General features: G+C 39.4%; 4 protein-coding genes. All 4 read left to right on the top strand.

Features of this window, described 5'->3' with window-relative positions; all coding sequences use genetic code 11:
* The first annotated feature begins 6 nt into the window (after window positions 1-6).
* Window positions 7-3,846, top strand: coding sequence for an endo-beta-N-acetylglucosaminidase (locus RB604_RS09050; protein WP_007478573.1), 3,840 nt, complete (start codon window positions 7-9; stop codon window positions 3,844-3,846).
* Window positions 3,847-3,921: 75 nt separating this feature from the next.
* Entirely contained in the window at window positions 3,922-4,959 is a 1,038-nt protein-coding gene (locus RB604_RS09045; protein ID WP_005925253.1) for a hypothetical protein, read from the top strand.
* Window positions 4,960-5,288: 329 nt separating this feature from the next.
* The gene (locus RB604_RS09040) at window positions 5,289-9,308 is read left to right on the top strand and encodes a LamG-like jellyroll fold domain-containing protein (RefSeq protein WP_122281993.1); all 4,020 of its coding nucleotides are present in this window, start codon (window positions 5,289-5,291) and stop codon (window positions 9,306-9,308) included.
* 99 nt (window positions 9,309-9,407) lie between these two features.
* A complete protein-coding gene (locus tag RB604_RS09035; RefSeq protein WP_055293611.1) occupies window positions 9,408-13,994 on the top strand; it encodes a beta-N-acetylglucosaminidase domain-containing protein in 4,587 nt (1,528 codons plus the stop codon).
* Window positions 13,995-14,018 lie beyond the last annotated feature (24 nt).

Below are 14,018 nucleotides of genomic sequence, written 5' to 3'. Positions count from 1 at the left end.
AGTATTATGAAGCTAAAACAATTTTTATTTTCAGCAGCCTTATTAGCATCCATGAATGCAATAGGGCAGAGTGTACCGACACACGAGATGTACGTGGACTTTGGTATAACGGAGAGGACAGATATTGTATCTGCATTGGATAAATGGCAACCGGGAGATAATTTCAGTAATGATCCTGATTATCAAGATGAAAATTTCTTCATCTCTCGCGTACCACTAAAATCACGTTTCATCAATCAAAATACGCAGGCCAATAAGAATCTGAATGAAGAAAATAATAAGAATCTCTGCTGGTGTTCTCCTATTGGTGAAATGACAAAGAAATGGGGACCAATGCCACGTTACAATTTCGATGGTGACAATTTTAATATGTGGCAATACATTAACATCCATGCAAACTGGTCTAACACGTGGTTCCGTGTACCTGGAACATTTAACGATGTAGCTCATAAAAATGGTGTCCGTACCGGATGTCTTTATTTTATCGATTGGGCAGAACAGGTTAGTGCAACCAGTAGTGCTGGAAAAATGTTAGCTGAGCTATGCGCAAAAGACGGTTCTGGAAATTTCAAATATGCCCGTAAATTAATTCAGTTCTTGAAATATTATGGCATTGATGGTTTAGGACTAAATCCTGAAGGTTACTGGTCGACACAACTGAATGAGGACTTTTCTTCTTTCCTGGCTGAATGCCATAAGGTAGCCAAGGAAATGAATCATCCGTTCCATGTAGAATGGTATGCATTTGTTTCTAATACAGGTGGCTTAAATGATAATGGATGTAAACTGGAAATAGGTGCCAACGACAAATGGTTCCATAAAAACGGCAATCCTGTTACCGACGTATTTTTCTTAAACTATAACTGGAGTGAAAGCGGTTTACAAACATCTGCTGAAGCTGCCAAATCTTTAGGACGCAGCACATACGATGTATATGCAGGCTTCGACCAGCAAGGACGCGGATATGGTAAATATGGAAATGCAGGATGGACAGCATTAATGAGACAACCGGTATCTATCGTTGTATGGGGAGCTCATGACCGTAGCCAACTGTATGCAGGTTCAACAGAAGGTGGAAACTCCGATCTCAGCGTTCAAAATGAATACCAAAAGAAACAAGAACTCTTATTCACCGGTGGTTCAAGAAATGTCCTTCGTACCCCAGATATTACAGACGATGCAATTACCAGTTCTTATTCTGACTTGGCTAAATGGCATGGTTATTCAAAAGCTGTAATTGAAGAAAGTGCTTTGACGGAACTTCCTTTTGTCACTCGTTTTAATTTGGGTAACGGCCTTTCATTTAGCAAGGACGGAGTAGTTACATTCGAACACAAATGGTATAACCTTGGCTTACAGGATTTATTACCGACATGGCGTTGGTGGATTGACAACGGAGACGGAACTACAATACCGGCAGATCCTATCAACTGCGACTTTACATTTGATGATGCTTGGTTCGGCGGCTCATGCTTAAAATTACACGGAGCTACTTCTAAATCTAATATCCGTTTATTCAGTACTAAATTTAATGTAGCAAGTGCATCCGATGAATTCACCATTGTACTCAAAACACTCAACGGAACGGATCCGAAAATGAAACTGAACGTTTCAAAAGTTGGAACAGAGAATACTTTCACATCTTATACCTTATCTGCCGATGGTATTGTGCAAGGAAAGTGGAGTACAGTAAAAATCAAGGCATCCGAATTGGGATTAAAAGCCGGAGATGTTATCGGCTGTATCGGTTTGTCTGTTGAAGGTACGGATAAAGACTACGCTGTCCTATTGGGTGAAATGTCATTCATACCAAAACTGTATAAGAAAACTCCGGTTACTCCGGTCATTACCCACACCAATGTAATGAAGCGCGTATACAACCGTGCCGACTTTAAGGTTATTTTTGACGTTCCATTCAGTGGTACAAGAAAAGACGAATATCAGGATTGTCCGATTTATAACGAAGAAGTTAATTCTTGGTATTACGAAGTATACGTAAAACAGGGTGAAAAGGAAACACTGGTTACAGCTACTACTTCATGGGCTGCTTATGTAGTAGATGCTCCGCTAAATGGTGTAGATCAGACATTCCAAATCGGAGTCCGTTCTGTGGGATTAGATGGAAAAACTGTTTCTCCGATCGTTTGGTCTGAAGAAATCGAAAGTGAACTTTCAACAATCGAAACACTTACGATCGATAAAGAAATCATTAAACCGAAGGAAGAAGTAACCATCGGATTTGAAGATCCTAATCATGCAACAGCTACGATCGAAGTTTTGGATGCTTTAACCGGAAACGTAATTGACAGCAAAAAAGATATCTTGAAATTCACAACTTCATTACCTTCTGTTGGGACTTATGATGTGAGGGTTTCTACAAAAATGAATGTAAACGGAACATTAAAAGATACCGTAATCATAAACAGAGCCTTACTTTTAGTTACTCCCGAATCAACCGGACGTTTGCCGATAATTACTAACATCGCAGCAGATAAAACAGAAGTGACTACCGAAGAACAAGTAAATCTTACTGCAGATATTACCAAAGGTGATACTTATCTGTTAAACGGTAGAGAACGTGACTGCTCCGTATCCCAATCTTTGTATATGAAAGAACCTTATCAATTGACCATTGATGGTAAAATCATGTCAGAATATACAAACACCTCATTTGCTTTGTGGTTTAAAGTAGAAAAATTCGAGCATGCTTCTTTGGGAACATTGTTGATGACTAAGGTCAACCGCAATTATGGAGGTAGTTGGACAGAGTCTGTCTGGGGTGAAATGTGGACCGCTATCCGTCCTAAAAATTATAGTGAAAACAAATATAAGAACGGAGAAGATGAATTGTCTGTATCCGTAGATGCCCCTCCTGCAGGAACTGGTGGGTATGAACATAATGCTGATGTAGACGGTATGTCAAACGGTTATACACTATCGCCCAACACATGGTATCATGTCTGTGTTGTGAAATCCGGTAGAAATGTAAAACTTTACTTGAACGGAAAGAAAATTATCGATGCACAATCAAGAGGTGCAGGTCCTAAAGATTGGAGAGGTGCCAATTTCTATGTAGGTGGTAGTATGACTAATCTGGCAAGTTTCACTGGCTGGGTAGATGAAGTACAAATTTGGAGCAAGGCTTTGACCGAAGAAGAGGTACAAGAATCTATGGGTGGTTACCTAATTCCTCCTACCGGGCTGGAAGGCTACTTTACTTTCGAAAATACCGTAACAGATACAGACAACAACATTTATTTCCCTAATGAAGGAAATAACAGCACAGCTGTACCTGGAGCATACATGACAATCGGTACAAGCGAAAATGATAAAAATGTTGATGTGAAACAAAATCAATTAACCCCTGCTTTAGGAGTACCTTATATTACAGGTGTTCGTCCTATCAAGTTTGAATCAGCTAAATGGATACTCGACGGAGCTAACTTCTCACAAGAAGGAGATGACAAAGCTACTGCAACTTATGCACAAGACGGTCAATATCCGGTTACATTGACATTAACCAATTCTTGGGGTAGTACAACAAAAACAATCGCAGATTATATTGTTGTGAAAAAAGGTGTCGGTATGGAAGAAAACAGAGCAGATAATTTCTTAATCTATCCGAATCCGTTCAAAGAACAAGCTAATATATTATTTGCAGATGCAGGCGCATATAATGTACTTGTATTCGATATGCAAGGAAAGCAAATCTCCGCATACAATTATAACGCTGCCGCCGGAGAAGTTTGCCAATTGTCATTCGATGCTCCGCAAGGCATGTATTATGTAGTTGTAATGCAAAATGATAAATGCGTTCAATCTTTCAAGGTAATAAAAGAACGCTAATTTACAAAAAGGGGTGCGCAAGCCGACTGCGCTTTGCGCACTCTCCTTTTCTATTTACATTATTAAATGATATATATGAATTATCTAAGATTATTTATTCTGTTAAGCCCCATCGCTCTGTTCCTCACCGGCTGTGAGAATGATGATGACAATAACGGAACCTTGAATCAAGTCGAAAACATTATCAATTATAATCCGGCTGAAAATTACAAGGGCACTTATGACATCACCCTTCAAAAAAATATAGCACTCGAATTTTGCAAGGTCGAGGGAGTCATGGGAACAGATGAATTTATCGTCAGAAGTCAAGATTCAGGCGAATATACATATGTAAATTGGGGCTATAAATATGCCGGTGTCCAAGGAGACGAATATGGGTATTACGATCGTGTTTCGTATAACGATACGATTTTGATCGGACTGGGTTTCTCTGATACATGGCAAGTAGGTAAGTATGATCTTCTGTTAGTCAGAGATAACAACTATCAGGTGATAGATCAATTCAACTTTATGGTACTTAAAGATATCGAAGTTGATATAACACAAGCGAAAGGAGGAGTTCTGAAAGTAAAAGCAAACGGTTGGGACGTAGCAACTGACGCTGTTATCGATTCACTTGAATTCATAGATAAATCGACACAAACAGTCGTAGAAAAAATTGCTTCTGCATACAAAGGCGGAAATGACTATGAAAGTATTGTTTTTACAAAAGATAAGTATCAATCGGGAGATTATGAATTATGGATAGCAAGATGGAACTATGGATTCCGACAAAAAATCTGTGATTTCAGCTACTTCAGATATGAATTTGTTAATTCCGATCCGATGCAGAAAGATGCAAATGGCAACTATTATCTCCAATTCTATTTGGACGAAATCAATGAAGGAGACAGCTATATCGTAACAACCGAATCTCCATATATCGGTGCTTACATTGATAGGAATAAAAAACTCGATCCGGCCAATTGGGATCCTGAAACTAAAATTTATACTTATACATTGGACGAAGATTGCTGGATGGCAGACATGGAAGACGGAATGACTTTCGCTGTTCGTTTAACATTATCCAAGATCAGTATAAATGTAGCTGGGTCTAACAAATTGAAATTATAGAATCAATAGGTATCAAAATAAAATAGTCGCCATAGATAATCAATAAAACTGACACAGAACCAAGAAGATGTGTCAAGAGCTTAATTTCTAAAAAAAGTACTATAACAGCTTGTTGTAGACAACGGTTTAATAGAAAAATAGGCTTTTGATATGTCTTCTTTATCTATTTTGCTATTCGTATTATGAGAACAAACAGTTCTATATAAAAGCTTGGCACTATATCTTAATTATAATTATACTATAAAAAATGTATTTCTTACTAGGGATGTCTATTTCTTATCTGCTTTATAAAAACAAGCGATAATTTGTTTAATTAAAATTCAATTATTATGAAAAAACATTTTCTATTACTAGTTATTCTAACTCTATTTCCGTTTATTGCAAGCAATGCAGTAGGAAATAGGGCACTCAAACTGCAAACAAACAGTCTATTGAGTGAAGACGAACTCTCTTATTGTATCCCTGATGCAAACTCACGCACCAGTTCAACAGAACGACGGTTAGAAACAATCACGATTTCAGGTGCTACATCAAAAGGGGTATCCAGTCCTTTTTCAAACACTTTAAACAACAATCCACAACCGGAAGTATATCTGGATGTGACAGATGCAACCATCACTGCGACAAAAGGAGACGAATTAACTATATCATGGACTTTCCGCAATCAAATTTCATGGATGCATTATTATGTATACATCGATTACGATCAAGATGGTATCTTCAATGAAGAAAATGAATTAGTGTCGTATACATACTATAATGCAACCGGAGAAGGTCCGTCTACCAATAGTATCGGAGAAACAGTAGAGGCAGGTGAAGGTAAAACCGGGGCACCTGTATTTACAATTCCGGAAGATGTTCTAACCGGTAAAACCCGATTGAGACTAAAAATAGACTGGAATAGTAAAAATCCTTGTGGAAATCCGAGTCCTACAAACCCAATAGGAGGAAACAATGGAACAATAATTGACTATAGTATTGATATTCAAGCTAAATCTACAGCTACCACTTCTACTATCAACTTTCCCGAATCAATAGTAAACGGAGCTTTGACAGTTAAAGCCGGTGATAAAGATATTACCAACGGAGAAGAAGTAGCTAACGGAACAGAACTGACAATCATAGCTACTCCGGCAGAAGGATACATACTGGATTACTTGGAAGTAAATAATGTAACATTAACCGGAAACACTTATACCGTGACAGAAGATGCAGTTATTACAGTTGGTTTTGCAAAGAAAGCTGTAGGAGAAGAAAACAAGGCGGTAACGATTCCCAAATCACAAATAGGTAACTACTCTGGAACAGCTTATCGCTTGGAATTTCCTGAAATACTTTTAGGAGATCGTGATGGCGGAGATACTGATCGTAAAGGTAAATCATTTACTATTTCAACATGGGTGAATTTTGCAGAATTAACCGGTAGTAAAAATGAAGGAACAGGAGATGGTACTGTAATCATGGGACACGGTGCCCAAGCACATATGAACCACAATGGAAGCGTATTTTTGTGTGCCAAGCCAAACGGAAAATTATATCTGGGAGGTGGAGAAAACAACATAACCGGCAGAGATTTGAATGCAGACATTACAATTGATACCTGGATGTATCTGACAATCGTATATGACAACGATGCTCAATCTGTAAGCGTTTACAAAGATGGTATGATATTGGAAACAGTGGAAATGGGCCATCAGCTAAATCTTTTTAATGATGATCCTGCTATTTTCTACGTTGGTGGAGTAATGTTCTCCGGAATGTGCGATGAATTCCAGTATTTCAATAAGGCTTTAACATCTGACGACGTATTAACGGCATACAATGATCCTAAAGGAATAGACGGATTAACAGCCTTATATGATTTCAATTCTATTGCCGAAGGAACGACAGGACAGTTTGAAAACAAAATAAAATCAAGTGATAAAGCTGATATTAAAGCAACTTTCAATAAATATACTACAAGTACTGTTTGGACTGGCAATGAATTAGTTTCCGGTAAAGTTACTGAATTCGCTCCAACCTTCGCCGACGGACGTAATATGACGGTTCTTCCAACATACTATACAGTCACACTACCTATGGAAGTTGCTAATGGTATATTAACAGTTATGAATGGAAATACTTCACTTACAGCCGGAGACAACCAAGTCGAAAAAGATGCAGAATTAACGATTACAGCCACTCCAGCAGAAGGATACATTTTAGATTATCTGAAAATAAATGATACACCACTGACAGAAAGTACTTATACCGTAACAGAAGATGTTGCCATCACAGTTGCATTTTCAAAAGAACCTGCAAAGGCTACAGCCAAAGCAATACATATTCCAACAAATAGTGGTAACACACAATATCAATTCCGGTTTGATGATCTCGTTTTAGGAGAACATAAGAATGGAACAAATAATAACTGGAGTAATGGTATCGTAGATAAAGGCGATTATCGTGCCCGTAATTTCACGATGTCAGCATGGGTTAGACCTCTGAATAGTACAGGCGACCTCTTTGGTCATGCACAAAAATCATTCTATGGTGCCGAAGGAACATTCGCAGTCCGCATCAACGCTAACAACCAATTAGTACTAAAAGCCAGAGCTTGGGTTAACGGATCTCAATGTGACGGAATACAAGAAATTGTATCTGACGTAACTTTGGATATTAATGAATGGGCTTTCTTAACAGTAGCTGTAGATGATGATGCACGTTCAATCAAATTGTACAAAAATGGTGTGTTATTATCCACAGGAGATTTAAGTGCAACTAAAAATGGAACAGAAGCTCATGGTATCGGTTTATTAGCAGACGAATGTATTTTCTTTGCAGGTAACGGTTCATCATCTTGTGACGTGGATGAAATACAAGTATGGAGTAAAACACTGAACACAGAAGAAATCGCAACCTCTATGAACGGTTATATCAATGCACCGGAAAATTTGGTTGCGTTCTATAAGTTTGATGAAAACTCTATCGAAAATATACCGAATCAAGGTACCGGAGGTACGTGTGATGCCAATTTGGTTTCCGGAACAAGTGCATATGACCCTTCTGTATGGGGAGATGTATATACTTGCTCTCCTATCCAAGCAACTTTGGTTGATGGCCATATTCTTCCCAAATTCGCAATAAATTATGTATCAGAAACAGAACACGGTTCATTTGTTATCAAGAACGGTAATAATGTAATCACTCCGGGTAGTGAAGTTGCACAATACACCATGTTAACTGTTGAAGCAACTCCTGCTGAAGGTTATCAAGTGAAAAGTATTAAAGTAAATGATACAGAAATTGAAGGTAATACATTCATTGTAAATGGAGAATCAACTGTTAGCGTTGAATTTACTGACAAACTGACCATTAACTATACCGTTTCAGGAGTAGGAACGTTCACAGTCATAGATGAGAATGATCCGGAAAATCCATTCAACAGCGGAGATGAATTTGAAAAAAATACATCTATCACAATGGTGTTAGCTGCTGGCGAAGGTTACGAAATATCCAGTTTTATCGTTAATGGAGAAGAACAAAAAGAGTCTATAAATGCTGCCGGAGTATATACAATAGCCAATTGTCAAACAGACCTGAACATTGATGTAGTATTTGCTAAAAAACTGTTCAATGTAACATTCAGTTCTAACGATTTCGGTACATTAACAGTAAAACAGAACAATGTAAATATTGAAAGTAACACTCCTGTAGAATATGGTACAGAATTAACAGTTATCGCAACTCCTAATGCCAATGCAACTTTAAGTGTATTTACGATCAACGGAGCTGACAAACTTGCAGAAATCCAAAATACATTAAAAATGAATATTACTGTTTCGGAAGAACTGGATATTCAAGCAGAATTCACTACTATCAGCCGGACTGTAACTTGTAACATCATTGGTAATGGTTCTGTAAAAATTGCAGATGCTAAAGACAATGTATATGAAAACGGTGTAGCTTCTATCCCTGATGGTTCTAATATCACTTTGACTTTCATTCCTGAAGATGGTTACCAATTGAATGATTTCAAATATGACGGTGATTCCATGTTCGAAGATATAATTGATGATCAATTCAACTTTATTGCTGATGAAGATTATACTTTCGACGTAGTTTTCACTAAGATCACTTCACTCCAAAACACTTCAGAAGATGCTGTAAGCGTTCGTTATGAATCGGGAATGCTATACGTTGAAGGAATGAATGCCGGTGACAAACTTGATATCTATGACATTACCGGAAAGTATATCGAGACATCAACTCTCGCAGCAACAAATGTTACAGATCTTGCAAACGGTTGTTACTTGGTAAGAATATCTCTCGGAAATACAATCAAAACCGTGAAGTTTATTAAAAGATAAGCTTGAACGCACTTTGAGAGATTAACATAAATTGAAAAGGCTGTGTCAAAGCTATAAATACTTTGCCACAGCCTTTTCTTCAAAAAAACAGTTCCCATAATGAAAAACATCCTTTTATTTACTCTGTTGTTATGTAGCATGACCCTACATGCGCAAACATATCGTGTGTATCCCGTTCCTCAAAAAATAACAATGAACGGAAATACCATAAAAATGACTCCAAATGTAAATATCGTCAAAGAAACCGGTATTAATGAGATTACCATAAACCGCGTCCAAGAGGTATTAACCAATGCCGGATTTAGTTTCACTGTCAGTAACACGCTTACCGATGATCAAACGAATATCCTTATCGGCATTAATGGTTCTAAAGAGATAGCCGATAATTATGCAACAAGCCACTCCCTGCCAAGAGATGTCTTTGCCGCAGCAAGCAATAAATACGATCCTCACCTATTACAAATAAACAACCACCATGCCCAAGGAGATATAATCATCTTAGGTGATCATACCGGATCGGCTTATTATGGCATGGCCACTCTGGAACAAATATTAGACCAAGCTGACGGAAACAACCTGCAAACCGTCACTTTCGAGGATTATTCCCATACTCAATATCGCGGAATTGTAGAAGGATTCTATGGACATCCGTACAGCACGGAAAGCCGGCTTAACTTGTTGGACTATTGCAAACGATACAAAATGAATATGTTTGTATATGGTCCGAAAGCCGATCCTTACCATGCAGGTAAATGGCGTGAAGATTACCCGACAACCATAACCGACCAAGAACGCCACATGGGGCTGATCACCCAAGACGACCTGCGCGAACTGGCAAGCAAAGCGAAAGCCTGCAATGTTGCTTTTATATGGTCGATCCATCCGGCACTCGAAGGAGGAGGTATAAACTTCAGCAATCTGGATCCGGGAGTGGAAGCTATCATGGAGAAATTCGATCACCTGCACAAATTGGGTATACGGCATTTCGGTGTATCCATCGACGATATGAGCGGTCACCCGTACAACCAGTCTGATCTTGCAGATAAAGCTCAAGTCAAATTATATGAAAAATTCAACAAGACCGGAGTGTCAGAGGAAGACAAAGTAGGACCGCTTCTATTCGTCCCGACACAATATGCATTAAATTATGGAACCTCTACCCTCTCCTCTTTCAAAAACATTCATAAAGATGTGCTGGTAGCCTTTACCGGATATGACTGCTTTTCTAATATCCGGGGGAGTGCCTGTGACCGTATGGCCGACTTGATAGGACGCAATCCCATCATGTGGTGGAATAATCCGGTAAACGATGATTATGACGAATTTCTCTATATGCATGGGCTCACCGCACGTTGGATTATCGAAGATAAAACTCCGATCTCTTCACTACAAGGGTTGGTTTTAAATCCGATGAATCAAGGGCAGGTTTCAAAGATAGCGCTATTCAGTTCGGCAGACTATGCATGGAATCCGGCTAAATTCGATGAGTCAGCCAGTTGGGAAGCATCTCTTTCTTCTATCGTAGCCGAACCTGAGTTAACCGAAGCCCTCAAAACATTTATCGGTGTGATGAGTGCATACACTACCCATGATACAAGAACTCCGGAAGGGGAAAAATTCTCGCCGCTCTACACAGCTTTTCAATCGGCATATTCCAAAGAGAATATCCCCGATGCAACGCAACTTTTGAGTGAAATGAAAAAAGCGAATGAGGCTTGTAAGGTACTACAAACACTAAAAGACAGTGAAAATAAAGAATATAATTTATTCTACGAAGACATTAATTGCTGGCTGGCAAAAGTAGAATCGATGACGGACATCGTAGTCAAATCGATCTCTTTGATGAAAAATCAATCCGACCTTTCTTCATGGACCGATTTTGCCATAGCCCAAGCCAATGCACAAAAGATACATACAGATCCGAAATTCCAGTTGAGTGTACTCGAGGGTAAAGGAACAAGTTCTTACGAAGAATTTAAAGAGGTGCAACCCACCCCCAAATATCTGGATCCGTTCATTGATTTCCTTGCCGGTAAATTAAGTGACCATGCTCCACAGCTTCCGGAAAGATCACGGGAGATGGAAGTGATCACTAACATAAAAAATCTATCTGAAGTCAATATTCAGGCGGAAGAGAATGTAACCAAACTATCCGGACTCAATGCCGTCACACTGAAACCGGGAGAATATATCGGCATCTTCTTCAATGCAATCAAGGAAGTTACTACCGGAATTCTACCGGCATCTCTCACCGATAATCTTTCAACAGAATACTCCATCAACGGAAAAGAATGGACCGGCTTTATACCGACAGAGGAATCAACAGAGCAAATGGCTTATTTCCGTATTGTGAACAACAGTAATTCCGACCAGCTCATTCCGATAAATGAAATTTCATTCAGAATGCCGGCTTCCGAGAGTTCAGTCCCTTTAGAAGCCACCACCAACATGGGTACTTACCAAACTTATAACATAAAAAATGTAATAGACGGCAATTACTCCACCAAATTTTGGAGCAGCAGTGCACAAAAAATTGGAGATTACATTCAATTGGATTTTGGCGCGTCCGCTGCCCGTTTTGACATAACCCTGCATTTTGCCGATGGAGACATGCCTACCGGGGAAGCTCTTATCCAGTTATCCGACAATGCTCAAGATTGGACTACGGTAAAATCGTTCACCGCTTCGGCCATATCCAATAGCATATATACTTGCAATGCCGGTGGAAAATCTGCAAGATACGTGCGTTTATATCTTAAATCGATAAGCGGTAATAATTGGTTCCAATTGACGGAATTTGAAGTAACGAGTTCACGTATCACTCCTGTTGCAGAAGACAATGAAGGAAACCCGATCACTCTGCTGGATGACCGCAGCTTGGCGGCTGGCTATCAGGCTCAAGATGCCGGATATGTAATCTATCGCTTCATTGAGAACATCTCTATCGATGAAATTCAGATTTTCCATAACAGTACATTTGTACCTACAGCAGACAAACCGACAATAACGGTGTGTGCCAATGGGAAATGGATCAACAAAGGCGAACTGGACGCTGCATGCACTTCTGTCCAAGTGGCTAATCTGAAAAATATTTCTCAACTAAAGATTACTTGGAATAAGGATAATATCCCTGTTCTTTACGAAATAATGCCGATCGAAAATCCTTTCATCGAAGAAAATAAAGCGATTACGATTCCGCAAGCAAGTGGAACAAGTGGTTATCGCCTGCAAGTACCGGAAACCATTCTTGGCGATCGTTCCGGAAGTGATACGGACCGTACGGGAAAATCATTCACTCTTGCATCGTGGGTAAACATGGATAAATTTACAAATGAAGGTAAGAATAAAGGTAACGTTATCATGGGGCACGGACCGCAAGTGCATATGAACTACAACGGAAGCCTCATCCTGAGTACTACAGAAAACGGAGAACTGAAAGTGATAGCAGGCGCATCCAACAAGATCGATCAAACGCTTTCTACCCGTATCAGTCTGAACACATGGACCTATCTGACTCTTATTTATGATAATGACACCCACAAAGTCAGCGTATATAAAGATGGTATATCAACCGGCGAAGAGATACAATTGAACAATAAATTGGAACTTTTCCCAGATGATCCGTGTATATTCTTCGTCGGTGGTATGGGATTCTCCGGACTTTGCGATGAGCTTCAATTTTTCAATAAAGCCTTGTCGGCTGCGGAAGTTCAACAAGCCTATCAAACCCCTCAAGATATGCCTAACCTAACAGCGTGGTACACTTTCAACAGCATTGACGGTGGTAGTGAAGGGGCATTCCTTAATAAAGCGACAGTTACCGACAAAACAGATGAAGAAGCCGTTTTCTTTGAATACACAGGAACAAAATCTTCGGACGGCGGTTTAATCAGTGGCACCGTTACAGAAGCTGTGCCGACATTAGCCGATGGCCGCGTTCCGGCAGCAGTGTTCTATACCGTCACGGTGCCGGCAGAAGTTGCCAACGGGACACTGACCGTCATGAACGGAGACATTCCGCTCGTTGCCGGAGAGAATCAAATTGAAGAAGGTACTGCACTGACCATTACAGCGATTCCCGATAAAGGATATCAATTAAAAAGCGTTAAAGTAAACGGAACCGAAATTAAAGGCAACACATTTATTCTTGAAAAAGAATCTATCATTACGGTTGAGTTTATGCAAGACGCCACTGCCAGGCGGAGTATCACCTGTAACATCACCGGCAACGGTACTGTACAAATCACGGATGACGAAAACAATGCATATGAAAACGGTGTCGCTTCCATCTTGGATGAGACAAAAATCACCTTAACTTTCATCCCGGAAACAGGCTATGAACTCAACGATTTTATATTCGACGGAGATTCAATGTTCGACGATTTAGTTGATAATCAATTCATTTTCACTATTGATGATGATTATACTTTCGATGTTATTTTCAGTAAGATCACTTCCGTACGAAACACTTCCGAAGAAGCTGTAAGTATTCGTTATGAATCAGGAGAACTATACGTGCAGGGAATGAATGCCGGTGATAAACTCGACATTTATGACATTACCGGAAAATACATCAGAACATCAACTATTTCAAAAACAGACGTTGCAGATCTGGCAGACGGTTGCTATCTGGTAAGAGTATCTCTCGGAAATGCAGTTAAAACCGCCAAGTTTATCAAAAGATAAATTTAAACGGACTGAGAGAGATTA

The sequence above is a fragment of the Bacteroides salyersiae genome, assembly GCF_031172035.1.
GTDB classification, from domain to species: domain Bacteria; phylum Bacteroidota; class Bacteroidia; order Bacteroidales; family Bacteroidaceae; genus Bacteroides; species Bacteroides salyersiae.
This window is presented reverse-complemented; position numbering and strand designations above follow the sequence as displayed.

Bases quoted from the DNA above. Each gene is read 5' to 3' on its own strand.
- RB604_RS09045 (WP_005925253.1), top strand. From the start codon at position 3,922: ATGAATTATCTAAGATTATTTATTCTGTTAAGCCCCATCGCTCTGTTC.
- RB604_RS09050 (WP_007478573.1), top strand. From the start codon at position 7: ATGAAGCTAAAACAATTTTTATTTTCAGCAGCCTTATTAGCATCCATG.
- RB604_RS09040 (WP_122281993.1), top strand. From the start codon at position 5,289: ATGAAAAAACATTTTCTATTACTAGTTATTCTAACTCTATTTCCGTTT.
- RB604_RS09035 (WP_055293611.1), top strand. From the start codon at position 9,408: ATGAAAAACATCCTTTTATTTACTCTGTTGTTATGTAGCATGACCCTA.